The organism is Megasphaera massiliensis (genome assembly GCF_000455225.1).
GTDB classification, from domain to species: Bacteria; Bacillota; Negativicutes; order Veillonellales; family Megasphaeraceae; genus Megasphaera; species Megasphaera massiliensis.
On record NZ_HF954559.1, the window covers coordinates 232,857 to 257,105 of the forward strand.

26 protein-coding genes and 1 tRNA gene are annotated in these 24,249 nt (G+C 51.4%); 26 read left to right on the top strand and 1 reads right to left on the bottom strand.

The window, feature by feature from the left end; genetic code table 11:
• Positions 1 to 10: 10 nt before the first annotated feature.
• The 13 genes from hisD to hydE all read left to right on the top strand — a co-directional run bounded on the left by hisD (position 11) and on the right by hydE (position 12,555).
• A complete protein-coding gene (gene hisD / locus TX77_RS12600; protein WP_044505424.1) occupies positions 11 to 1,303 on the top strand; it encodes a histidinol dehydrogenase in 1,293 nt (430 codons plus the stop codon).
• Entirely contained in the window at positions 1,293 to 2,369 is a 1,077-nt protein-coding gene (hisC, locus tag TX77_RS12605; RefSeq protein WP_044505425.1) for a histidinol-phosphate transaminase, read from the top strand. The genes hisD and hisC overlap by 11 nt, the downstream gene beginning before the upstream one ends.
• Entirely contained in the window at positions 2,362 to 2,949 is a 588-nt protein-coding gene (hisB, locus tag TX77_RS12610; protein ID WP_044505426.1) for an imidazoleglycerol-phosphate dehydratase HisB, read from the top strand. Before hisC ends, hisB begins: the two co-directional genes overlap by 8 nt.
• Positions 2,946 to 3,563 (top strand): imidazole glycerol phosphate synthase subunit HisH, encoded by a 618-nt coding sequence (gene hisH / locus TX77_RS12615; protein WP_044505427.1) that lies wholly within the window; start codon positions 2,946 to 2,948, stop codon positions 3,561 to 3,563. The genes hisB and hisH overlap by 4 nt, the downstream gene beginning before the upstream one ends.
• A gap of 4 nt (positions 3,564 to 3,567) precedes the next feature.
• A complete protein-coding gene (hisA, locus tag TX77_RS12620) occupies positions 3,568 to 4,284 on the top strand; it encodes a 1-(5-phosphoribosyl)-5-[(5-phosphoribosylamino)methylideneamino]imidazole-4-carboxamide isomerase (RefSeq protein ID WP_044505428.1) in 717 nt (238 codons plus the stop codon).
• A 1-nt stretch (position 4,285) separates the two neighbouring features.
• A complete protein-coding gene (gene hisF / locus TX77_RS12625; protein WP_044505429.1) occupies positions 4,286 to 5,050 on the top strand; it encodes an imidazole glycerol phosphate synthase subunit HisF in 765 nt (254 codons plus the stop codon).
• Positions 5,051 to 5,764, top strand: coding sequence for a bifunctional phosphoribosyl-AMP cyclohydrolase/phosphoribosyl-ATP diphosphatase HisIE (gene hisIE, locus TX77_RS12630; protein WP_044505430.1), 714 nt, complete (start codon positions 5,051 to 5,053; stop codon positions 5,762 to 5,764).
• Between the two features lie 14 nt (positions 5,765 to 5,778).
• A complete protein-coding gene (locus TX77_RS12635; RefSeq protein WP_195891194.1) occupies positions 5,779 to 6,897 on the top strand; it encodes an HAD family hydrolase in 1,119 nt (372 codons plus the stop codon).
• 9 nt (positions 6,898 to 6,906) lie between these two features.
• Positions 6,907 to 7,995 carry a mandelate racemase/muconate lactonizing enzyme family protein gene (locus TX77_RS12640; RefSeq protein ID WP_044505431.1) on the top strand — a complete coding sequence of 363 codons (1,089 nt, stop codon included), beginning with the start codon at positions 6,907 to 6,909 and terminating at the stop codon, positions 7,993 to 7,995.
• Positions 7,996 to 8,149: 154 nt separating this feature from the next.
• Entirely contained in the window at positions 8,150 to 8,854 is a 705-nt protein-coding gene (gene trmB / locus TX77_RS12645) for a tRNA (guanosine(46)-N7)-methyltransferase TrmB (protein ID WP_044505432.1), read from the top strand.
• On the top strand, positions 8,808 to 10,082 hold the full coding sequence (locus TX77_RS12650; protein ID WP_049917377.1) for an FtsW/RodA/SpoVE family cell cycle protein: 1,275 nt from the start codon (positions 8,808 to 8,810) through the stop codon (positions 10,080 to 10,082). The genes trmB and TX77_RS12650 overlap by 47 nt, the downstream gene beginning before the upstream one ends.
• A 63-nt stretch (positions 10,083 to 10,145) precedes the next feature.
• On the top strand, positions 10,146 to 11,414 hold the full coding sequence (uraA, locus tag TX77_RS12655) for a uracil permease (protein ID WP_044505433.1): 1,269 nt from the start codon (positions 10,146 to 10,148) through the stop codon (positions 11,412 to 11,414).
• 61 nt (positions 11,415 to 11,475) lie between these two features.
• Entirely contained in the window at positions 11,476 to 12,555 is a 1,080-nt protein-coding gene (gene hydE, locus TX77_RS12660; protein ID WP_044505434.1) for a [FeFe] hydrogenase H-cluster radical SAM maturase HydE, read from the top strand.
• 86 nt (positions 12,556 to 12,641) lie between these two features.
• On the opposite strand, the gene TX77_RS12665 is transcribed toward hydE, so the two are convergent.
• Positions 12,642 to 12,730, bottom strand: a tRNA-Ser gene (locus tag TX77_RS12665).
• Positions 12,731 to 12,869: 139 nt separating this feature from the next.
• Here TX77_RS12665 and TX77_RS12670 point away from each other — a divergent pair.
• From TX77_RS12670 to TX77_RS12730, 13 genes are all read left to right on the top strand, one after another.
• Complete coding sequence (locus TX77_RS12670; protein ID WP_044505435.1) at positions 12,870 to 13,841, top strand: C-terminal binding protein; 972 nt, start codon at positions 12,870 to 12,872, stop codon at positions 13,839 to 13,841.
• A 24-nt stretch (positions 13,842 to 13,865) separates the two neighbouring features.
• Positions 13,866 to 14,675 (top strand): polysaccharide deacetylase family protein, encoded by an 810-nt coding sequence (locus tag TX77_RS12675; RefSeq protein WP_044505436.1) that lies wholly within the window; start codon positions 13,866 to 13,868, stop codon positions 14,673 to 14,675.
• A 22-nt stretch (positions 14,676 to 14,697) separates the two neighbouring features.
• Positions 14,698 to 15,642 (top strand): phosphodiester glycosidase family protein, encoded by a 945-nt coding sequence (locus TX77_RS12680; RefSeq protein ID WP_044505437.1) that lies wholly within the window; start codon positions 14,698 to 14,700, stop codon positions 15,640 to 15,642.
• A gap of 11 nt (positions 15,643 to 15,653) precedes the next feature.
• The gene (locus TX77_RS12685; protein WP_044505438.1) at positions 15,654 to 16,556 is read left to right on the top strand and encodes a hypothetical protein; all 903 of its coding nucleotides are present in this window, start codon (positions 15,654 to 15,656) and stop codon (positions 16,554 to 16,556) included.
• Between the two features lie 10 nt (positions 16,557 to 16,566).
• Entirely contained in the window at positions 16,567 to 16,902 is a 336-nt protein-coding gene (locus TX77_RS12690) for a hypothetical protein (RefSeq protein ID WP_071822376.1), read from the top strand.
• A 35-nt stretch (positions 16,903 to 16,937) separates the two neighbouring features.
• Positions 16,938 to 17,438 carry a hypothetical protein gene (locus TX77_RS12695; RefSeq protein WP_044505439.1) on the top strand — a complete coding sequence of 167 codons (501 nt, stop codon included), beginning with the start codon at positions 16,938 to 16,940 and terminating at the stop codon, positions 17,436 to 17,438.
• 248 nt (positions 17,439 to 17,686) lie between these two features.
• Complete coding sequence (locus tag TX77_RS12700; RefSeq protein WP_044505440.1) at positions 17,687 to 18,490, top strand: amino acid ABC transporter substrate-binding protein; 804 nt, start codon at positions 17,687 to 17,689, stop codon at positions 18,488 to 18,490.
• Positions 18,491 to 18,637: 147 nt separating this feature from the next.
• On the top strand, positions 18,638 to 19,288 hold the full coding sequence (locus tag TX77_RS12705; RefSeq protein ID WP_044505441.1) for an amino acid ABC transporter permease: 651 nt from the start codon (positions 18,638 to 18,640) through the stop codon (positions 19,286 to 19,288).
• Between the two features lie 15 nt (positions 19,289 to 19,303).
• On the top strand, positions 19,304 to 20,071 hold the full coding sequence (locus tag TX77_RS12710) for an amino acid ABC transporter ATP-binding protein (protein ID WP_044505442.1): 768 nt from the start codon (positions 19,304 to 19,306) through the stop codon (positions 20,069 to 20,071).
• Positions 20,072 to 20,226: 155 nt separating this feature from the next.
• Positions 20,227 to 21,669, top strand: a complete 1,443-nt coding sequence (locus TX77_RS12715) for a hypothetical protein (protein ID WP_044505443.1) — start codon at positions 20,227 to 20,229, stop codon at positions 21,667 to 21,669.
• Between the two features lie 3 nt (positions 21,670 to 21,672).
• On the top strand, positions 21,673 to 22,668 hold the full coding sequence (gene galE / locus TX77_RS12720; protein WP_044505444.1) for a UDP-glucose 4-epimerase GalE: 996 nt from the start codon (positions 21,673 to 21,675) through the stop codon (positions 22,666 to 22,668).
• A 133-nt stretch (positions 22,669 to 22,801) separates the two neighbouring features.
• Entirely contained in the window at positions 22,802 to 23,224 is a 423-nt protein-coding gene (locus TX77_RS12725) for a hypothetical protein (protein ID WP_044505481.1), read from the top strand.
• Between the two features lie 19 nt (positions 23,225 to 23,243).
• Positions 23,244 to 24,249 (top strand): type II secretion system protein GspD (locus TX77_RS12730; RefSeq protein ID WP_071822374.1); only part of this gene is annotated, 1,006 nt, incomplete at its 3' end.

The window sequence follows — 24,249 nt, forward strand, 5'->3', positions numbered from 1 at the left end:
GGGAATCAGGATGGAATGGATAGATGTACCCGCCAAGGGGTTGACCTTGCGTGATATTCGCCGTATTACTCGGCGCGATCAGGCCGAAAGTGAAGATATCCGCAAGGCCGTAGAAGAAATTTTAGCCAATGTCGAACAGGACGGAGACGCAGCTGTTCGTATGTATACAAAAAAATTTGACGGTGTCGCCATCGAGGATTTCCTGGTCACGCCGGAAGAAATAGACCGGGCCGTCGCTGCCGTCGGTCCCGATTTTATGAGTATCCTTGAAGAAGGGGCGGCTAATATCCGCGCTTATCATGAACGGCAGGTGGAAAAGACTTGGTTCGATACCTTCCGTCCCGGCGTTCGCCTGGGTGCGAAATTCACACCTATTCAGCGCGTCGGTGTCTATGTGCCCGGCGGGACAGCTGCTTATCCGTCAACGGTTCTCATGGATACGATTCCGGCTCACGTCGCCGGTGTCCCGTCCATTGCCGTCTTTACCCCGCCGGCTAAAGACGGATCGGTCAATCCGTATATTTTGGCAGCGGCTCACGTCGCCGGTGCTACGGAAATTTACAAGGTCGGCGGGGCTCAGGGGATTGCCGCTGCTGCGTACGGTACGGAAAGCATTGCACCGGTCTTTAAAATCGTCGGCCCGGGCAATGCCTATGTAGCCATGGCGAAACGGTTGGTCTTCGGTACGGTCGGTATCGACATGATTGCCGGACCCAGTGAAGTCGGCGTCTTGGCAGACCACGAAGCCAATCCCGTATGGATTGCGGCCGACCTATTGGCCCAAGCTGAACACGATCGGCGGGCTGCTGTATTCCTGGTCACGCCGAGTGCAGCCCTTGCCAGTGAAGTAGAACGCGAAATCAAACGTCAGTTGGAAGACCTGCCGCGTAAGGCTATTGCTTCGGAAGCGATTGAAAAATACGCCAAGTTCTTTATCGTTAAGGATAAAGATCAGGCCGTCGACATCATGAATCTCATTGCTCCGGAACATTTGGAAATCGCCTTCCCTGATGCCGAAGACTATGCGAAAAAAATCGTCAACGCCGGGGCCATCTTTATCGGGCCCTATACGACAGAACCTTTAGGCGATTACTTTGCAGGGCCTAATCACACCTTGCCGACTATGGGAACGGCTGCTTTTTCATCTCCCCTCGGCGTCTATGATTTTGTTAAGCGCAGCAGTCTCTTGTCCTATAATAAGGAAGCCTTTGAAGCCGTAGCCGATAAGGTCATCCGCTTTGCCAATGTCGAAGGATTACAGGCTCACGGCCTGGCTGTAAGGAGGAGAATCGATGAACAATAAATGGCTTCGTCAGACCATACAATCTTTTAAGCCCTATGCGGCACCGAAAATAAACGAATCAATCGTCATTGACGCCAATGAAAGTCCTTATAATATCTTCGATTTTCCCCAGGTCGCAGAAGCCTTCCTGGCACGCATGAAACAGACGCCGTCCTACCATTACCCGGACCCCTTTGCCGGGGAACTGCGAGAAGCCTTGGCTCAATACGTCGGCTGTGGTCCGGAAGAAGTCCTGGTCGGAAATGGCGGGGATGAAATCATCAGCCTGGTCATGAACACCTTCTTAAATCCCGGAGATGTCCTGCTTACGCACACGCCGACCTTCGATATATACGGTCTCGATGCCGAAGTTCTCGGAGCTAAGGTAGTCACTGTTCCCGACCTCGACGGCTATCGTAGAGATTGTGACGGATTCCTTGAAAAGGTAAAGGAACTGCAGCCCAAGGTGACCGTTCTCTGCAATCCCAACAATCCGACGGGTGAGCTGCTGCCAATGGCGTATGTAGAAGCCGTGCTACAGGCTTCGGAAAACCCCGTCGTCATCGATGAAGCCTACTTGGAATTTGCCGGTGTGCCCAGCATCATTACCAAGCTTTCCCAATACGACAACCTCATCGTTATCCGGACCTTGTCCAAAGCTTTCGGGTTGGCCGGCTGCCGTGTCGGTTACGGCGTGGCTCAAAAATCCGTCATCGAGGCCTTGGGGCTGACGAAACTTGTCTATAACCTGAATGTCCTCTCTCAGAATGCGGCCTTGGCGGCTTTAGAATACGCCGATGACATTTTGGCTCATAATATCCCGCCGACGCTGGCGGCCCGCGACGTCTTCTATAAAGCTTTAGAGGCTGTGCCTGAAATCACAGCCTATCCCAGTGCGACCAACTTCGTCCTCATTCGCGTTCCTGACGGACCGGCCATGGACAAGGCCTTGCGCGATGCCGATATTTCCGTCCGCTCGTATAAGGCGGACAATCTCAAAGACTGCCTGCGGATTACGATTACGACAGAAGACGTCGTCCAAAAAGTCGTCGCTGTCCTTACGAAAGAGGTGAAAAAACATGCGTAGCGCTCAAATCGAACGGGAGACGGCAGAAACGCAGATTGCCGTATCCCTCAATATCGATGGTTCCGGGACCTTTGGCGGTTCGACGGGCATCGGATTTTTTGACCACATGATGAATCTCTTGGCCTGCCACAGCGGTATGGATATTACCCTTCACGTCCATGGGGACCTGGATGTCGATACCCACCATGTCTTGGAAGATTTGGCCATCGTCTTTGGCGACGCCTTGACCAAGGCTCTCGGTGATAAGAAAGGCATCCACCGCTACGGTATGTTCTACTGCCCCATGGATGAGGCTCTGACGAGGGTCGTCATCGATCTCAGCGGCCGACCGTACCTCGTTTACGATGTGAACCTTAAGGTCGAACGAATCGGTGCCTTTGAAACGGAAATGCTCCGGGAATTTCTTTACGCCCTTTCCGTTCACGGACGCATGAACCTTCACGTGACTAACTTATACGGCGTAAATGCCCATCACATCGTCGAATCGATCTTTAAAGCCTTAGGCCACGCCTTAAAGGAAGCGGTCCGCATGGACGGTGATGAAACGAGTGTCTTATCGACAAAAGGGGTGTTGGAATGAAGATTGCTGTCATTGACTATGAAGTCGGAAACCTGGCTAATGTCTATCATGCTTGGAAGCGCCTCGGCATCGAAGCGGCCATTACCCGCGATGCCTCCGTCATCCGTGACGCTGATTTAATCGAACTCCCCGGTGTCGGCGCCGTTCGGGATGCCATCGGGAACTTAGAAAAATTTGACCTCATTCCTCTCCTACAGGAACAAGTAAAAGCCGGAAAATTCTTCATGGGTGTCTGCTTGGGAATGCAGCTTTTATTTGAACAGAGTTTTGAAGGCGGAACGTATAAGGGCTTAGGTTTTCTGCCCGGCGATATCGTACCCTTTCACACGAAATTGAAAGTACCGCACATGGGCTGGAATGCCTTGGAATTTCGTCAGGACCACTGGCTCAAAAAGAATCTTCCCAAAGAGCCTTACGTGTATTTCGTTCATTCGTATCATAAAGCACCGGCTGCGACGCCTGACGTCATTGCCACGGCCGACTACGGAGAACCGGTACCGGCTATCTGCGGCCTCAACAACGTCCTTGGCTTCCAATTCCATCCGGAAAAGAGCGGCCGCGTAGGACAGCAGCTCCTGCAAAATGTCGTCGATTATGTGAAACAGGAAGGATGAGACCATGATTGTATTTCCCGCTATTGATATCCAAAACGGCCGCGCCGTCCGCTTGCGCCAAGGCGTAAAAGATGACAGTACGACCTATTTTGACAATCCTGTCGAAGCGGCTGTTAAATGGGCTGACGAAGGGGCTCTCTTTCTCCACGTCGTCGACCTTGACGGCGCTTTTTCCGGGAGCCTCGCTAACGCTTCTATTATCAGCGATATTTGTGAAGCCGTTGATATCCCCGTCGAAGTCGGCGGCGGTATCCGCAGTGAAGAAGCGATTGAAACCTATCTAGAGGCCGGCGTCAATCGGGTCATCATCGGCTCTAAGGCCGTCGAAGATCCGGACTTTATGGCTGCCATGGCTAAAAAATACGGCTCCATGCTGGCCGTATCCATCGATGCCAAGGAAGACGTCGTAGCCACCCGCGGTTGGGTCGACGGCAGCGATAAACGCGTTTTGCCTTTTGCCCAATCGATGCTGGACCTGGGCATCAATACCTTGATTTATACCGATATCAGTCGTGATGGGATGCTGACCGGACCGAATTTTACCGTCCTTGGTCAGCTCCAGCAGCTGCCTTATATTCGCCTTATCGCTTCCGGCGGCATGAGCAGCATCGACGATTTAAAAAAACTGAAGGCCATGGGCATCTACGGTGCCATTACCGGGAAAGCCTTGTACGAGGGGAAAATTACCATGGCGGAAATCCGAAGTTTAGGGGGAATGTAAGATGTTGGCGAAACGAATCGTGCCCTGCCTTGACGTCCGGAACGGCCGCGTCGTGAAGGGCAAGCAATTTAAGCACCTGCAGGATGTTGACGATCCGGTCAGCTTAGGGAAATTCTATTCAGACCAGCTGGCAGACGAACTCGTCTTTTACGATATTACGGCGACCCATGAAAAACGCCATATCTTCCTGGACGTCGTTCGCGCCGTGGCCGAAACGATAACTATCCCCTTTACGATCGGCGGCGGTATTGCCAGTATCGACGACTTTCACCAAGTCTTGCGGGCCGGTGCCGATAAGGTATCGGTCAACTCGGCGGCTGTTCGGCGGCCGGAACTGATTCGCGAGGCTGCCCAGCGTTTTGGCAGCCAGTGTGTCGTCTTGTCTATCGATGCCAAGCGCGACAACCATGGCAGCTGGCAGGTATACGTCGAAGGGGGACGTAAGAATACCGGCATCGACGCCATGGCTTGGGCCAAACAGGGCGTTGCTTTAGGGGCCGGTGAAATCTGCATGAATTCCATGGATGCCGACGGGGAAAAGGCCGGTTTCGATTTGGAATTGAACCGCCGTTTGGCTTCTGAACTTCCCGTGCCGATCATTGCCTCCGGCGGGGCCGGCACGATGCAGGATTTTAAAGACGTCTTCGATACCGGTGTCGATGCAGCCTTGGCAGCTTCGGTGTTTCACTTTGGACAAATCGATATTCCCGATTTGAAAGTTTATTTACAGGAACAGGGGATTCCCATGAGAGGGGCAGAAGTATAAATGGATAGTGTATCGATGAAAGATATAAAATTTGACGGCGCCGGATTGGTTCCAGCCGTCGTTCAAGAAGGATGCAGCGGAAAAATCCTGATGGTAGCTTATATGAATGAAGAAGCGCTCCGGCGTACTGTTGAAAGCGGCGACGCCTGGTATTACAGCCGCAGCCGAAATGAATTGTGGCATAAGGGGGAAACGTCGGGCCATTTTCAGCATGTCCGCTCCATCGCCGTCGACTGCGATGCCGATACGATTTTGCTGACTGTCGACCAAGTCGGCGCAGCCTGCCATACGGGCCATAAATCGTGCTTCTTCCGGTCCATGACAGAATGGGAAAAAAGCTACACCGGAAGCCTGTCCATCTTGTCTGACCTCAGTCGGGAAATCAGCGATAAGCGGGTTCATCCGACGGAAAAATCGTATACGTCGTATCTGCTTCAAACCGGCATCGATAAAATCTGCAAGAAAATCGGCGAAGAGTCGGCAGAAGTAATCATCGCGGCTAAGAATGCCGACCCTGTTGCCGATGATTCGTCAGAGGCGGCCGAAAACCTGCGGCTTGAAGTCTGCAAGGAGTCAGCTGACTTATTGTATCATCTGGCCGTCTTGTGGGAAGATACGGGCGTTACTGTCAATGACGTCATGAAGGTATTGGAAGAACGGTCCCACGTCAAGGGCAATAAGAAGACTGTCGGCCATTTAGATAAGACATTTTAAGAAAAGGGAGTCCCATGAAGAAGGTAATTTTTGACGTCGACGGCGTCTTACTCAGCGAAAAACGGTATTTTGACGTATCAGCTCTGGTCCTTTGGGAATGGTATTACAGTGAAAAATACTTGCATTTGGGTCAGGAGACGATTACAGCCGACCTCAGTGATGAAGCCATTGACGGTCTGCGCCGGCGTTTTTGGAAGGACGATGCCATCTTGCTGTGGCTCAAAAAACACGGCGTCAACAGCAACTGGGATATGGTCCACGCCCATCTCGTCGTCACACTGTGGCTCCTTTTAGAATCGTATACCGCACATCACGACGCCTTGAATATGGCCTTTGAGACACCGGCTGATATTCAATCCCTAGGCAGACGTCTCCGGGGCTGTGCGGTTCCTTCGGCTGAAGCCGTTTATCAGCGGCTGGTTGAAACGGTGCCCGATGAGGCCGGAAAGGACGACGTCTTCACTTACCTGAGCGATGCCGTTGCGGCTTCCTTAGGAGAGGGGACGCGCCGGTGGACGCCTCTTCATTCGCCGCTTTGGAATCTGGCCTTTGAAACCTTCCAGGATTGGTACTTTGGCGATGAACTCTATGAAAAAACCTATGGGAAAAAGGCCTATGCACCGGGAAAATCGGGATTTTTGACTCGAGAAGAACCGCTGGGCACGGTCCAAGGCATCCGCCATATGTTCCAAGAACTCAAGCGTCGAGGCTACGCCATTGCCATCGCCACCGGGCGGTCGCGGGCGGAAATGGAAATTCCCTTCCGCACCTACGGCTGGCTGAAAGAATTCGACGAGCATTACCTGGCGACCTACAGTGACGTCGAAGAAGCTGAAGGCCTGTTGAACTTATTGCTTGATAAACCGAATCCTTTCGTCTATTGTCTGGGGGCCTTTGGCAAAGATAAGGCCCGTTACGGCGACTATGTACGCCGCATGGATGATTTCAAACAGGGAACGTATTATGTCGTCGGCGATTCCCTGGCCGACGTTTGGTGTGCCAAGGCCTTAGGGGCGGTCATGATCGGGACCTTGACCGGCATCGATGGAGATGACGCCAGGGCGATGTTTGATCGAGAAGGTGTTCCGCATATCGTGCCGACCGTCGAAGCTATTTTAGATTTTTTAGTATAGGACTTATTTATGAAAATTACTGCAATCGAAATCGGGAAAATTGCCATTCCTTTAAAAACACCGTTTATTACGGCTTTGCGCCGCGTCGATGTCGCTGAAGACTTAGTCGTAAAAGTGTACACCGATGACGGCCATGTCGGGTACGGCAATGCGCCGGCAACGGTCGTCATCACCGGCGATAGTCATCAGTCGGTGGCCGGAGCCATAAAGAATGTCATCGGTCCTAAACTGACTGGCATGGATATCGATGACCGTGACCTTATTTTAGAAACGATTCAAAGGGCGATGGTCCACAATACATCAGCCAAGGCAGCCCTTGACATTGCTGTCCACGATCTCTTTGGACAGCGCTACGGCATGCCCCTCTATCGCTTCTTTGGCGGCCGCCGCCAACGTATTGCCTCAGACCTTACGATCAGCGTCAATCCGCCGGACGTCATGGCAGCCGATGCGGTAAAAGCCGTTCAGGCCGGGTACCATCATGTAAAGCTGAAAGTAGGGATTGACAGTACTGTCGACTTTGAGCGCGTCGCAGCCATCCGCAAGGCTGTCGGTAACGACATTGCCATCCGCCTCGATGCCAACCAGGGCTGGAAACCTAAGGAAGCCATCCGCCTCATCCGCGCCATGGAAGATGCCAATCTTGCTATTGAACTTATCGAACAGCCTGTAAGGGCAGCCGATTTTGAAGGCCTCAAACAAGTGACGGATCATGTCGATACGCCCATCATGGCCGATGAATCGGCTTTCAGTCCGACCGATGTTTTTCGCCTGCTTTCCATGCGGGCCTGCGACCTCATCAATATCAAGCTCATGAAGGCCGGCGGCCTCGGCCCGGCTTCAAAAATCGCGGCCATGGCAGAAGCGGCCGGCGTCGAGTGCATGATGGGCTGCATGTTGGAATGCAAAATCGGTATCACCGCAGCGGCAGCCTTATCGGCAGGGACAGCCGTTATTACCAAGAATGATTTGGACGCCGCCGACCTCATGGCAGCAGACCCCATTCACGGCGGTATTACCTATGATAAAGACCATCTCGTCCTCTCGGAACTTCCGGGCCTCGGGATTCAAGACATTGAAGGCTGGACCCCTTTTTAACGAAAAGGGTCCGGCTTTTTCTGTTGACACGATGGCTGACATTTTTTATAATAAAAAAAGTATCATACAGTTTGTTAAGGAACCCTTCCGGCTTGTGCAGCAGGTCTGAAGGGTTCTTGTACGATGAATCCATTTATGAAATCGAGGAGGATACATGCGTTTACGAAGAAAACCGTGGATTGACGAGGCCATTAAGGAGTACAGTGAGTTTCTCCACCTCGACGATTGTCAAATGTATAAGGGGAAGTGGCATACGCTCTTTGCCTCCCCGGAAGCGCCGCTGTGGGTAGAACTTGGGACCGGCAAGGGAAACTTCATTTCTCAATTAGCTCAGATTCACCGCGATGTCAACTTTATCGGCATTGAAATCCAGGCCGGAGTCCTTTATTATGCCGGCAAGAAGTGTGCCGATGCTGAAGTCGATAATGTCCATCTCCTGCGCTTCGATGTCGCCCGATTGGAAGATATTTTTGAACCCGGTGAAGTCGACCGCTTCTTCATCAATTTCTGCGATCCCTGGCCTAAGAAGCGCCATGCGAAACGGCGCCTGACCTACCGCAGCTTTCTCAACCGCTATGCCCGCCTCTTAAAAGAAGGCGGTAAGATTTACTTTAAGTCCGACAATGCCGGCCTCTTCGATTTTACCCTCGACGAATTTAAAGCCTGCGGATGGCCTTTGTCGGAAGTGACCTATGATTTGCATAACAGCTCAGTACTGAATGAAGCCATGACCGAATACGAGGCTAAATTCAGTGCCAAGGGACAGCCTATTTTTCATTGTGTTGCCACACGCCCACAGGAAGTGATAGCTCATGTTGTCGAAAAAGATGAATGCCGAAATGAAGGCCCGGAGGAGTAACCTCCTTTGGATGCTGGCGTCCATATCCCTCTTGATAGTCATTGGCCTGGAAAATATCCTCAGCTCGACTTTTGTCCTCGATGAAGGAGCCTCCTTGTCCGGTTATTTGATCAAGCAGCTGGGCTTTTTAGGCGGCGGCATTGCAGCTGCCTGGGTCATTTGGCGATTGGGGTATCAATTCATTCGCCGCTGGTGCAGCAAGATTGTCCTGATTAATATCATCTGCCTCATTGCCGTTAAATTCGTCGGTATTACGGTAAACGGTGCCCGTCGCTGGCTGGGATTCGGTGCTTTTTCGTTTCAGCCGTCGGAGTTTGCCAAGTTAGCGGCGATCATCACGATGGCCGCGGCCATTGCCTTTTATTTGGAACGACATGGAAATAAGGAATTGATGTCCCTCCACCTCCGGAATATCTTTCCTATCGACAAATGGGAAAGAAAGGTTCCCTTCGGGAAGCGGCTCTTTGCCTTATTCCTCAATCGATACGGCCTTTTTGCCTTTTTCCCGACCCTCTTTTTTTCCTTTTTAGTCTTGCTGCAGCCTGATGCCGGGACGGCTATCGTCATATTTTTTCCCGTACTGATGATGTTTTTTTGCTGCGAACTTACGGTTATTCACACCAAGTTTTCTTTGAAACAGCGTGTTGCCTTTGCCCTCGGTATCGTCGCCGTTTTGGCCTTGGTCGTCTATCTGTTTGCCCACTCTTATCAGATGATGCGTATTATCACCTGGTGGGACCCTTGGCCTTATAGTCAGAGCAGCGGCTATCAGACGGTTCAAAGCTATATTGCCGTCGGTTCGGGCGGTGTCTTCGGACAGGGGATGGGAACCGGGATCAGTAAGTTCAATTACCTGCCGGAAGCCCATACGGACTTTGCCTTTGCCGTTATTGCCCAGGAATGGGGACTTATCGGGGCTGTCGTCGTCTTGTTTTTGTTTTGCAGCCTGCTGTCGGTCGGCGTCAAAACGGCTGTCCGCTGCCGCGACCGTTTCGGAACCTTCCTGGCCTTGGGTATTACCTTTTCCCTCTGCGGACAGGGCCTCATCAACATGGCCATGGTCACGGGCATCGTTCCTGTCGTCGGCGTTCCCTTACCGTTTATCAGTTACGGCGGATCTTCGCTTATCTTAAATATCATTTCGGTTACGTTTTTGCTTCGTATCAGTTATGATAATTTCTGTGAAGCCGAAGCCGGTCTGGCTGACGTTGAACAGGAGCCGTTCTAAGGGGTGGCTCCTTATAAAAATTGCTTTTCATAAGAAACCTGTCTTTTTTTGGGAGGAGATTGCATGCAACAACATCGGGTTATACACGTAGAAGAACGGCTGCCCTTACTGCCGACCATTCCCTTGAGTTTACAGCATTTATTTGCCATGTTTGGTTCGACCGTACTGGTTCCGTTTCTGCTTCATGTCGATCCGGCAACGGCTTTGTTTATGAATGGCGTCGGTACCTTACTGTATTTGACCATTTGTAAATGGCGGCTGCCGGCTTACCTCGGCTCGAGCTTTGCCTTTATTTCACCGGTTCTGGCGGTTACGGCTACGCCGGGCATGACCTATGGCGACGCCCAAGGGGGGTTCATCGTCTTCGGCCTGTCCTTTATCATCTTGGCGGCTGTCGTCGACAAGGTGGGGACGAAGTGGATCGATATCTTGTTCCCGCCGGCTGCCATGGGATCGATCGTAGCCATCATCGGTTTGGAATTGGCGCCGCTGGCCATGAACATGTCGGGCTATATGGGGGAAGTCCAGGGCATGTCCAATGAAACGGCTATGATCATTTCGACCTTTACCCTCATCGTCACCATTTTGACGACCGTCCTCGGCCGCGGCTTCATCGGCATCATCCCTATCCTTATCGGGGTCATTGCCGGTTATATCCTGTCCTTCTTCATGGGGGTCGTCGACTTGGCCCACGTTCAGGAAGTACCTTGGTTTGCCTTGCCGACGTTCTATAAGCCGGAATTTAATATCAGTGCCATCATGATGATCATGCCGGCCTTGTTCGTCGTCCTGGCTGAACATTTGGGCCATCTCTTTGTCACCAGTGATATCGTCGGCCGCGACCTCATTACCGACCCCGGCCTTCACCGCTCACTCTTTGCGGACGGCGTATCGAATGTCCTCTCGGGCCTGGTCGGTTCGACACCGAATACGACGTACGGTGAAAATATGGGCGTCATGGCGATTACCGGCGTATACAGTACCTGGGTCATCGGCGGCGCGGCTATTTTTGCCATCCTCTTTTCTTTCATCGGAAAGATTGCGGCTCTCATCCATGCCATTCCGACTCCGGTCATGGGCGGGGTCTGCATCCTCTTATTCGGCTTCATCGCCGCTTCGGGGCTGCGCATGCTGGTTGAAAAGAAGGTCGACTATACGCGCTCGAAGAATCTTATTTTAACGGCGGTTACCATGATTTCCGGTCTCAGCGGCGCAACGATTGTCTTGGGTCCGGTCCAGCTTAAAGGCATGGGCTTGGCAACGGTCGTGGCTATGATCATGAGCTGTGTATTCTTATTCTTTGAAAAAATCCACTGGGCCAATGAAGGATAAAAGGCTTTCTTCCGTTGGTCCGTAAGGGCTGCCTTTGGCGGCGCTGAAAGGAGATATTATGATGAAGATTAAACCACCGAAAACCCGCGATGATTTAATCGCCCTGCTGAGTCTGACTGAACCTGACGAATTGCAGGCCTTGTATGATGCGGCTTATGCCGTCAAGGCTGCCAATGTCGGCCGCGTCGTCTACTATCGGGGACTCATCGAGTTTTCCAACTACTGCATTAAAGATTGTAAGTACTGCGGCATCCGCAAGAGCAATGACGAAGTCGAACGCTTCGACACCCCGCGGGAAGATATTTTGGCCATGGCTCGCTGGGCTTATGAAAATAAGTACGGATCGCTGACGATTCAGTCCGGTGAACGGCAAGACGAGGCTTTTATCGATTACGTCGAAGGCTTGATTCGCGATATCAAAAAGCTGAGCGACGGCAAGTTGGGACTGACCCTCTGCGTCGGTGAACAGACGGAAGATACCTATCGGCGCTGGTTTGAAGCCGGTGCTCACCGCTACTTGCTGCGCATCGAGACCAGTAATCCCGCTCTCTATGCGACCCTTCATCCCGATGACGGCCATCATAAATGGCAGGTTCGCAAAGCTTGCCTTGAAAGTCTGCGACGCATCGGCTATCAGGTCGGGACGGGGGATATGATCGGTCTTCCCGGTCAAACAATCGGTGACTTGGCAGACGATATTCTGCTCTATCGCGATATGGATATCGATATGATCGGAATGGGGCCTTACGTCGTTCACCATAATACGCCCATCGGGAAAGCCGTCCTTGCCAGTGGAATGGACAGCAAGGAAGAACAGAAACGGCGGCTGGAAATGGGACTCAAGATGATTGCCGTGACCCGGCTCTTTTTGCCCGATGTCAACATTGCGGCGACGACGGCTCTGCAGGCTCTCCATCCCTTGGGACGCGAACTGGGCTTAAAGGCCGGAGCCAACGTGCTCATGCCGATTGTCACCGTTCCCAAGTTCCGCCCGCAGTACCTGTTGTATGATAATAAACCTTGTGTCGATGAAGTGCCGGAACAGTGCAAAAACTGCATCAGTGCCCGCGTCGCTTCTGTCGGCGATACGATCGGGTTCGGTCAGTGGGGCGACTCGCCGCACTTTTTCCATCGCAAGTAAGGCAGGAAGACCCTCGCCGAGTATGCAGATACAGTATATAGGTATATAAAAAAAGCAGGTCCCTTTGGGAACCTGCTTTTTGTGATTGGCGGAAAGGGTGGGATTCGAACCCACGGTGCGTTGCCGCATCACTAGTTTTCAAGACTAGCTCCTTAAACCACTCGGACACCTTTCCATAACGAAAATATTATATCAAAGTTTTGACAACTCCGTCAAGGTCGGCGAGAATACTTGATAATTGACGATTACATGGTATATAATTAGATGTATCTTTATGTCTAAATGATTTTGGTTATAGAAAAGGGGCTGTGATAATGTATCACATAAGTGTTTTGACAGGACGTCAGGATGAAGATGATTTTGGAGAGAGACTGCGCGATGTAGCGCGCGTTGAATATTGTCCTCCGGGAGATGAAGATGAATTAGCCGACAGGCTGCATGATGCCGAGATTATTATCTGCCATGCCGAACCGATTACGGCTTCACTTCTTGAGGAACTGGATGACTTGAAACTCATTGTCGTCTTATCGACTCGGTCTGATAATGTCGATATAAAAGCGGCGCACGAAAAGGGCGTCATGGTCATCAATAATACTTCCTATTGTGTCGACGACATTGCCGATCATGCCTGCGCTATGATCTTGGCTTTGATTCGACAGCTGCCGGAATATCAGAGTGATATCCGGACCAACAGCCGTTGGGAATTCGGCTCTATTCCCTGGCCCCTTCACCGGGTCAGTAAAAATCTTATTGGTCTCGTCGGGTTTGGCCATGTCGGCCGTGCCGTTGCTTCAAGATTGCAGGCCTTTGGATGCAAAATCCAGGCTTACGATCCCTTCGTCAGTGAAAAATTCATGATGGAAAGCAGCGTCCGCCCTGTCGATTTTGATAAACTTCTTCAGACTAGCGACGTCGTATCACTGCACATGCCGCTGAACGAATCGACACGCTACATTTTTCAAGATGAACAATTCGAAGCTATGAAAAAAGGTGCCATGTTCGTCAACTGCTGCCGCGGCGGCTTAGTTGATGAAGCGGCCCTGTACCATGCCGTCGATGACGGCCATATCCGCAGTGCCGCCCTCGATGCCCTGTCGACAGAGCATCCGAGCCCGATGCTGCTCAAAATGATTGCCCGGCCGGAATTTTTATTGACGCCGAGCGTCAGCTTCCATTCCGTTGAAGCGATGCGTGATATCCGCGACGATGCTGAACGTTATATCCGGCTGTTCCTGGCCGGCCACTATGATGAATTGCCCGTAGTAACCTTGCGGGACAATGAATGATCTTGATGAGAGGGGCTGTACGATTTGCGCATCTTGAAATTAGCCTGTATGGCTCTGTTGAGCTGCCTTATACTGGCAGGCTGCGCACTGGACAATAAAAAGGTCGATGCACCTGCGGCGGAAAAGAAACCGTCGCAGGAAGTTGCTATGGCTGTACCAAAAGAGGGGATTCCCGTTCTGATGTACCATATGATCGGCGACGTTCCGGATAATGACGCCGTTCTGTTGGAGTCCCACTTTCGGGAGCAGATGAAATTTTTGAAAGATAACGATTTTCATCCCCTGACCATGAATCAGCTTTACGACTACTTGGCCCATGGCAAACCGGTGCCGGTACGGCCTGTTGTCCTTACCTTTGATGACGGCTATCCCGATACGTACCGTATCGTCATGCCTATTTTAAAGGAATACGGTTTTGCCGGGACGGTTTTCGTGCCGACTTATGACACGGACCAGGGGACACGCATCAATTGGCAGCAGGTCAAAGAAATGCAGGCTTCAGGCCTTACCATTGCGTCGCACAGCTATCGTCATGAACGGGCAACGGAGATGACGGGGAACACCTTTGCCGACGAGATTAAAAAGAGTCAGGCTGAGTTAAAAGAACAGCTCGGTATTACCAATGAATACTTCTGTTACCCTTATGGCGGCTATACCCGGGAAGCCGGTGAGGTCTTAAAAGCAGCCGGCATTAAAATGGCCGTGACCATGGACCCGGGCTGGGCAAAATATGGGGATAACCTGTATGCCGTCAAACGGATTTGGATCGGCAACGCTGTCGACATTGAAAACTTCAAGCAGCGCGTTACAACACCGCAATACGAAGAACGTTAACTTTATTTTTTCGAGGTTACATATGAGGAAACACGTAAAAGAAATCGGTAAGTTTTTTATCTTTATCGCCATTTTTTTCTCTCTGACATCGCCTTTTGTCGTCCTCTTCGGACCCTTCGACAATTTGAAGCGGACGGTTGTGGGCGCTATTTTGAAGAGCCGCCATCCGCAGTACATTACGTGGCTTTTTACGCAGCAGGAAATTGATGAGATCTTAGGCGGTATCAGCTCGACGCCGAAGCAGGAGCTGTTTAATTTCAAAGCTCGCACGGATACGACACTTACCCTGAAAAATATCGATTCCAGCCGATTTAAGGGCTTCCTGCTGGAAGTCCCCGATCCCCATCGCCTGCAGGTTGCAACGGCGGAGAATATGGATGAAAAAGGCGATACGACGAGCGGCATTGCCGAACGCGTCGGTGCCGTAGCGGCTATCAATGCCGGCGGATTCTATGATGCCAATGGGACCGGAACGGGTCGTCAGCCTTACGGCTTCATTATTCACGATGGAAAATATCTCCTCGGTCAGAACTCTTCTGACGATGAAACAAATGAATTTGTCGGCTTTACTTCCGGCGGCAACCTCATCGTCGGGAACTATTCTAAAGCCGAACTGCGAGAAAAGGACGTCGTCGAAGGTATCTCCTTCGGACCGGCGCTTATCGTCAACGGGGAAAAGATGATTACCAATGGCGATGGCGGTTGGGGCGTCGGGCCGCGCACGGCCATTGGCCAGCGTAAGGACGGCACCGTACTGCTTCTGGTCATTGACGGTCGTCAGCCCGGATATTCTGTCGGAGCGACCCTGCGTGACCTTCAGAATATCATGTATGAAGAAGGGGCCGTCATTGCAGCCAACCTCGATGGCGGATCCAGTTCGACGTTGTATTACAATGGAAAAGTCATCAACAAACCGGCGGACCTCTTGGGTGAACGCATGATTCCGACGGCGTTCGTCGTCAAGTAGGAGGACAGGCTATGAAATTTCGAAAGTTTATTGGCGTCTTTGTGCTTGGTATTGCCGTCCAGGCCGGCATTTATATTTATTTAGACCAGGTCTTGTTTGCGCCGACGTCGGATTTCCAAATCGGCGGGACGACTCAGCAGGAGGCCATGGGAGACGGTACAGAAACGAACGGCCGCAGCTTCTATTCTTATGATAAGCGCTTCATGGCGACTATTCTCGATGATCAGGTTACCATCTATGAAGCCGGGAAAAAGAACGATCCCCAACGCATCAATCTGCACGGCCGCAACGTCTCTTTCTTTGAATGGCTTCCGGACCGTAACCTGGCTATTTTTGCGACCTATGGCCGCGACAATAAGACCGGGGAATACGGTGTCTACATTGCCCAGTACAATCCAATCTATCCGGACCGGGAGTTAGATACGCCCATTGAAGATGCACCGGCAGACAGCAAAATCGTCGACGTCGCTTATTCGACGGCGACCAATGTCGTTTACATGAAACTCGAAGTTGGAGAAGATCGTTATCGCATTTATCGAACCGATGCTAACTACGATACGCGGCGTATTCACGTCCAGGCTGAAAATATCGGCCGCATCGCCGTCTTCTACGATTCGGATACCTTCTTCTACGATAACCTCCGGACCGGTGTCGTGTACATGCTCGACGGGGCTACCAGCAGCTGGCGCGAAATTTCGCCGAGCGGTAATTTCAGGCTCATCGGTCTTGACGGCCAGGAAATTTACATCGCTGAAATGAACCGTGACGACAAAGTCATTGCCGCTTATCGGGGCCGTTTGGGCGTAGGCTTTAAGAAAATTGCTACCTATCGGACACCGGAAGACTTCAACAGCATCACGCTGAACAGTATGCATGAAGCGTCGGAAAAGTCGGATAAAATGGAAAAGGAATAGGTGATTGACCTTGGCAAAACATAAGATTCCTAAGAATCGTTCAATTGAAGATATGTTCAAAGGGGTTCAGGAAGAAGATACCTTTGAAACGACGGGGTGGGAAGATGATGACGCCAGCCCTCGCCGTCAACCTGTCCGAAAATCAGATAAGAAACAGACGGCCGGCGATTTTCGCCGTCAGTTCTTTACCGATGACCTTCAGGAAAAAGTAGGTTCCATCCTCCTCGATATCAAGATGGCCTATTTTAAAGACGGTGTCGGTGATATCTCCCTGGAAGTCGTGAAGGATGGCCGCAACGTCGTCATTAAAACGGCTCCCAAGACCAGTAAAAAGCTGCGTAAATAGCTTTGCCGCCGCTTGTCGTTGAAGGAGGCGTGGCCATGGAAAAAAAAGACCTGGAAAAACAGTTTCGCTGCGGCCCTATTACGGCGACTTATGAAAATTCAAAATGGTTTTCCGGATTTATGAAAATCTTGTTTCTCTTAGTGGCCATTTACTTTTTCTGGCTTATGATGGGGGAAACACGCCTCGTCGAACATCTCGATAACTGGGCCGTTCTTGCCTTTTGTCTGTGGCGCATCCACCGGCAAAGCGACGTCATGTGCTACGTGGCGGAAAAGGGCATTATTGTCCGCCGGCAGTTCCGGTCGCTTCACGAATTTTATGATGACCAGTTTCATACCGATCGCAGTCTGGTATTCCTTCCGTATAAGGATATCTTTGTTATCGGCGATACGTGGCAGGAAATCCAGTTGGGGCAAGCCGAAGAAGGGGGACTCGTCGTACTTCCCGTCCGTCTCCAGTTTCTGTCGAAAAAGAGCAAACAGCAGATCATCGACACCATCAAGGATATGCAGGATAAGGACGATGATGAGGTGTAAAGGGCAATTTATTCGGAATATGCATTGATCAGCATGGAAACATGCTGATTTTTCATGATTAAAACCCTTTATCTTTTTAACGAAATAAAGTAAAATATGTCATATACATCAGGAGACGGTCTGTCCTTTGTAATTACACCGCCCATGATGGATTAGTAAGGGAAACTCACAGGCTTTCGGATGGAGGGCCGGGAAGGGAGTTTCTGACAGCCTTTAATCGTTATGTTACTCTGTAAGGAGGAATTTACATGAATTGGAAAAAAATATTGGCTGCCGGTGCGTTAACGGCAGCAGCGGCTGCATTACTCGTTGGCTGCGGTACGGATAACAGCAGCCAGGCAGAGCAGAAACTGCCGGATAAAATCGTCATCGGCCTCGATGATAACTTCCCGCCTATGGGTTTCCGTGATGAAAGCGGCAACCTCGTCGGTTTCGATATTGACTTGGCTCAGGAAGCGTCTAAACGCCTCGGCGTCCCCGTTGAATTTAAACCGATCGACTGGGATAGCAAGGAAGCAGCTCTTAAGAGTAAGCAAGTCGACCTCTTGTGGAACGGCCTGACCATTACCGACGAACGGGCTCAGCAAATTGCCTTTTCTAAGCCTTATATGCACAATCAGCAGCTTCTCGTCGTTCGGACCGATTCGCCGATTACCAATCGTGAAGGCCTGGCCGGCAAAATCTTAGGGACTCAGGAAGGCAGCAGCTCCATCAATGCCTTGGAAAAGAACATGGACTTCCAGAAATCCTTGTCCGAAGTTAAGAAATACGGCGATTTCGTCAATGCATTTATGGACCTTGAAATCGGCCGCATTGACGGTGTCCTCGTCGACAGTGTTGTAGGCCGGTATTATATGACCAAGAAGCCGGGTCAGTTTAAAGTCATTGATGACAAAATGGGTGACGAACAATTCGGCGTCGGCCTGCGTAAAGATGACAATCTGCTGCGGGATAAACTCAATGATGTCTTGAAACAGATGAGTGAAGATGGTACAATGACTAAGTTGTCCCAGAAGTGGTTTAACGAAGATATTACCATAAAAGTACGGTAATCGGGAAAGATGTACGAAAAACAACCTTTCGGTCAGATGACGCTGACAGCTCCCCGTCGTGGAGAGGTCCCCGGCATGGACGGAGAGGTTGTTTTTCCGTGTTGCACACTGCCTGTGTGAATCGCCGTGCCTGAAAAAGGAGCCAGCATGGATTATTTAATTCAGATTGTGCCTGCCGTCGCAGCAGGCCTGAAAATTACACTGCAAATTTTTGTTATTACCATCGTCTTGAGTCTGCCCTTGGGTATCCTCATGGCCGTTGGCCGCATTTCTAAGATAGCCATCTTGCGAAAGACCATGTATGCCTATATTTATGTCATGCGTGGTACGCCGCTGATGCTGCAGATCTTGTTCATCTATTACGGACTGCCCTTTATCATCGACGGCTTTACCCTGCCGGCCTTTCCGGCGGCCATCATCGCCTTCGTCTTTAACTATGCCGCTTACTTTGCCGAAATCTTCCGCGGCGGCATCCAGTCCATCGACCGCGGCCAGTATGAAGGAGCCAAAGTCCTGGGGATGACCTATATTCAGACCATGCGCCGCATTATCCTGCCTCAGGTCGTAAAACGGGTTTTGCCGCCAGTGTCCAATGAAACGATTAACCTGCTCAAAGATACGTCCCTCGTCTACATCCTGGCCATGAACGACATCCTGCGCATTACGCGGTCCATCGTTCAGCGCGATTTCGATACGACGGCCTTTTTAGTTGCTGCTGTATTCTATTTATTCTTTACGTTTATCCTGACCAAAATTTTCGGTTATCTGGAAAAACGCTACGCCGTCTATGATGAATAAGGAGGACGTCTTGTCATGAGTTTTATTGAAATGGACCATATCCGAAAGAGTTTCGGGAATTTGGAAGTATTAAAAGACGTCTCCCTCCATGTAGAAGCGGGGGAAGTCGTTTCTATCATCGGCCCGTCAGGAAGCGGGAAGAGTACCTTTCTGAGATGCCTTTGCCAGTTGGAAACCATCAACAGCGGCTCTATCGTCGTCGACGGTAAGACCATGGCCAGTACGCCTGCCGGGAGCCAGCGTGCCGTCTATGCGCCGGCTCCCGACGTTCGGGCTATCTGCCGCCGCATGGGCATGTGCTTTCAGCACTTCAACTTGTTTCCGCATATGACGGTGTTGGATAACATCTTGGAAGCGCCTCGCGTCGTCAAGAAGATGAAGACCGAAGAAATCATGCCTCAGGCCGAGGAACTGCTTAAAAAGGTCGGCTTGTGGGAAAAAAGAGACACCTATCCGTCACGCCTTTCCGGCGGTCAGCAGCAGCGTGTGGCCATTGCCCGCTCTTTGGCGATGGACCCGGATATCATGCTCTTTGACGAACCGACCAGTGCCCTTGATCCGGAATTGACCGGTGAAGTTCTGCGCACGATACAGCAGTTGGCTGATGAAAACATGACCATGATCATCGTAACCCATGAAATGGCTTTTGCCAAAGAAGTGGCCGACCGGGTTATTTTTATGGCTGACGGCATTATTCAAGAACAAGGTAAACCGGAAGACGTCTTTGAACATCCGCAAAATGAACGGACACAAAGCTTCCTTCAATCGATGCTGCGGTTCTAAGCAGAACATCGTGCTGTCTTTAAAGCCCCGTACAGGGGCTTTTGGTTTACATGGGGCATTCAGTGCCCCGCAGGTGGCATAGTATACCCGTTCTGTGCTATAATGATTTCATACGTGAATAAGACATTATTCTATCGAAAGGTAGTGAAGTGAACATGACACAATTAAAATTACGTTCAGGCTTTACTTTTGACGTAACCAACCTTTATGGCCCTCAGGCCGTCACGGAAGCAGAGGTAAAGGACTTTTCACCGGTCTATACCAAGGCTCATGAAGCGGTGATGAACATGCGCAAGAACGGCACCATGCCGGGACATCTCTCCAAAGACGGAGAACCGGAAGCCGTTCTTTTTACGCAGCTGCCGTATATTGAAGATGGCAACATCAACAGCCCGGAACGTATTTTTGCCCTTGAAGAATTGGCTCGGACGACGCGCAACCGCGTCGATGCCGTCGTATTCTTAGGGATTGGCGGTTCCTATTTGGGCGGGAAAGTTTTGTTTGACGTTCAGTGCGGTGAATTTTGGAATTTAAAGAGCACGGAAGAACGCAATGGCTTCCCGAAAGCCTTCTTTGCCGGCAATAATGTTGACTCTCATAAAATGGCAGGCCTTATTCAATTCTTGAAAAATGACAGCCAGACGAAGCCGAACTATACGGTAATGGCCGTTGTCATTTCTAAATCGGGCTCGACAATCGAACCGATGTCGAACTACATGGTCTTGAAAGAAGCTATGAGCGACGCCGGCATTGCCCTGGAAACCGTAGCCGTTACGGACCCTCACGACGGCGGCGATAAAGAAACGCTGCTTCACGGTCTGGCTAAAAAATCGGGCTGGCCTATTTTCTACGTTCCCGATGGCATTGGCGGACGATTCAGTGTCTTTTCTGAAGTCGGTCTCATCGTAGGCGCCTTGACCGGTTTCAGCATCCGTCAGTTCCTTGACGGTGCCCGTGATATGGATCACGCTTGCCAGAATCCGGATATTTGGAAAAATCCGGCCCTTCTCAATAGTGTCCTTAAATTCCTGGCCGGTAAAAATCATGGCCGCAGCCTGGAAGTTCTCATGCCCTATGCCGACAGCTTGAAATCCTTGTCAGAATGGTATATTCAGCTCTTGGCTGAATCCCTCGGCAAGCGCCTTGACAAACAGGGCAATGTCGTCAACTATGGCCGTACGCCGATCGTGGCTGTCGGTACGACGGACATGCATGCGCAGACCCAGGAACATCAGGAAGGCCCGCAGGATAAAGTCGTCCAGTTCGTCTCTGTCGAAAACTGGCCCGATGACGTTACGGTACCTCATCTGTACGATGAATATCCGAAATTGGCCGCTTTCAGCGGTTTGCCTCTCAGTCAGATCTTAGAAGCTGCTCGCAGCTCTAATGCTGAAGCCCTTGCCGGTGACGGCCGTCCCAGTGCCAACTACATCATGCCGGCCATCACTCCGTATCATTTGGGCGAATTGATGTTCATGCTCTGCCTGTCCATTGCTTATGAAGGCGAATTTGCCAACGTCGATGCCTTCAATCAGCCCGGCGTCGAAGTATACAAGAAATTCCTCGGCGGCCGCCTGAAAAAACTGCAGGAAGGTTAAGCTATGAATGTATTAGTTACCGGCGGTGCCGGCTATATCGGCAGCCATACGGTGAAGGCCCTGCTTCAAGAAGGCCATAAGGTCGTCGTCATTGACAACCTGTCCCGCGGCCATCGGGCAGCCGTCCCGGAAGAGATTCCCTTTTACGTCGTCGACATCCACGATATTGATGGCGTACGCCGGATTCTTGAAGACATGAACATCGATGCCGTCATGCATTTTGCGGCCCATAGCCAGGTTGGCGAATCGATGGAAAATCCGACCATTTATTACGATAATAATGTCGTAGGCTCATATTGCCTCCTTGAAGCTGTCCGTCAGGCCAAGGTCAAATACTTCGTCTTTTCGTCGACGGCGGCTGTTTATGGCGAACCGGAAAAGACGCCGATTACGGAAGATATGCCCTACCAGCCGACCAATGTCTATGGACAGACCAAGCTCATGATTGAAATGATGTTGGCTCAGTTCAGCCGTGCTTACGGTCTGCACTATGTAGCTCTTCGCTACTTTAATGCTGCAGGAGCTGATGGCAGTGGTGCCATCGGGGAAGATCATACACCGGAAACGCACCTCATTCCTTTGATTTTGCAGACCGCTTTGGGACAGCGTGACAGCATTAAAATTTTCGGCACAGACTATCCGACGCCGGACGGGACTTGTGTTCGTGATTATATCCACGTCACGGATCTGGCGGATGCCCACGTACGCGTCCTTCGCTACTTGTCGGAAGGCGGCGAGTCGCAGTACTTTAATTTGGGCTCTCAGAACGGCTTCAGCGTCCGGGAAATGATTGAAGCCGCCAAAAAGGTTACAGGTCGTGATTTTAACGTGGAAGAAGCACCGCGTCGTGCCGGCGATCCGGCTGTGCTCATTGCCGGATCGGAAAAAATCCGCCGCATCACAGGCTGGCAGCCGACACACAGTAAAGTAGAACAAATTATAGCCGATGCCTGGCATTGGCATCAACACCATCCGCAGGGGTATGGCGATAAAAAATAGGGGTTTATCGGTCCTGCAAAAGGTGGGGAACGGTATCGTTCAACGTCGCAAGACTTGGCTTCCCTATGTGGGGATACTTGTCTGCCTTGGCGCTGTTTGGTTTTGGTGGGAAGAGCCCCAGGGACAAGTAAACATGAAACGGGATGCCTCTCAGCAGCAAGCTGAGAAGCATCCCGTTTTTGATACGCCGGAGAAGGAGGCTGAAGGAAGCCTCGTCTACGACGTAAGGCCGGCGATACAGTATAAGCCCCTGCCTGATTTATTTGGCGGCAGTTTGCCGAAGAAAGCTGTCGCCGCGGAACCAAAAGGGGGACCCGATATGTCACCGACTGCGAAATCGGTAAAGACAACGGAATCCGTTCAGCCGCAATGGACCTTGCCCACCGTTGGCGGGTCGATTCATCAAGGGAAGGATCACCTGGTCCTGTTGCAGTGGCAGGGCCAGTCGGCTGCCTGCGCTGCCGGAGAATCCTGGCAGGGCTGGTATATTGCTTATATCAACCGCCAAGCTGTAGGGCTTATGCGTGACGGAAAACTTTGGGAGATTCGCTTGTGAGGGGGAGAAAGGAAGTGTCATGAAGTTTTATACCAAAGCCTGGGCGGCAGCTGTCTGTTGTTTCCTGCCCATTCAGGCGGCTGCCATCGATATTCAGGTGAGGGATGTCCCTGTTCGGACCGTTCTCGAAGGACTGGCACGGTCGGGACAGATGAATCTTATCGTCGATGACAGTGTAGAAGGCACACTCACGATGACCCTGCGGGATATTACCGTCGAAGAGGCCCTGCAGGCGATTGCGGACAGTAAAGGTCTCTATTACGATGCCTCCGGGCCGATACGGACGATTACCGGTCCTCATACCGGAAAGCGTGTAAAAACGTTTCATACATGGCGGCTCCGCTATGCCGATCCGGAAGCGGTAAAGGAAGCTGTTGAGGCAGCCGTCCCTGAAGCCGACGTACGCTGGCACGGCGATACGAATACGGTGGTCGTCGGCGGAACCGCACAGACTCAGGCGGCTGTACAGGCCTTGGTCAAGCGACTCGATGTGCCGCCGCGGCAAGTCGATGTGTCTGTTGAAATCGCTTCCATCGATGACAGCCTGTTGAAGCAGACCGGTATCGAGTACAATTGGTCGACCGTGGAAGGCGGCGCCGCTCACAGTATTTTTTCTCTGTCTGGGACGATTCATGCCTTAGAAGAACGCGGTAAGGCGAAAATCTTAGCCCGGCCCCATATTGTAGCCAGCAATGGCAGAGAAGCTCATATCCTCATTGGCGATAAGATTCCCGTTCAGACCGAGCATCGGTCCGGACAGGAGACGGCTATTAGTACGACCTATGAAGATGCAGGCATTAAATTGACTTATACCCCTCAAGTTCATCCGGATAATTCGGTGACGGCGGATTTATTTGCCGAAGTCAGCACGCCGGTTTTTGTCCCCGAACTGAAGGCTTACCGTATTGCGACCCGTCAGGCTCGGACGACGGTGCGCCTGCAGGAAGGCCAGCCTCTCGTTATCGGCGGCCTCATTCGCCGTGAAGACCTTGAGCATTTTCGAAAAGTCCCGATTTTGGCAGACC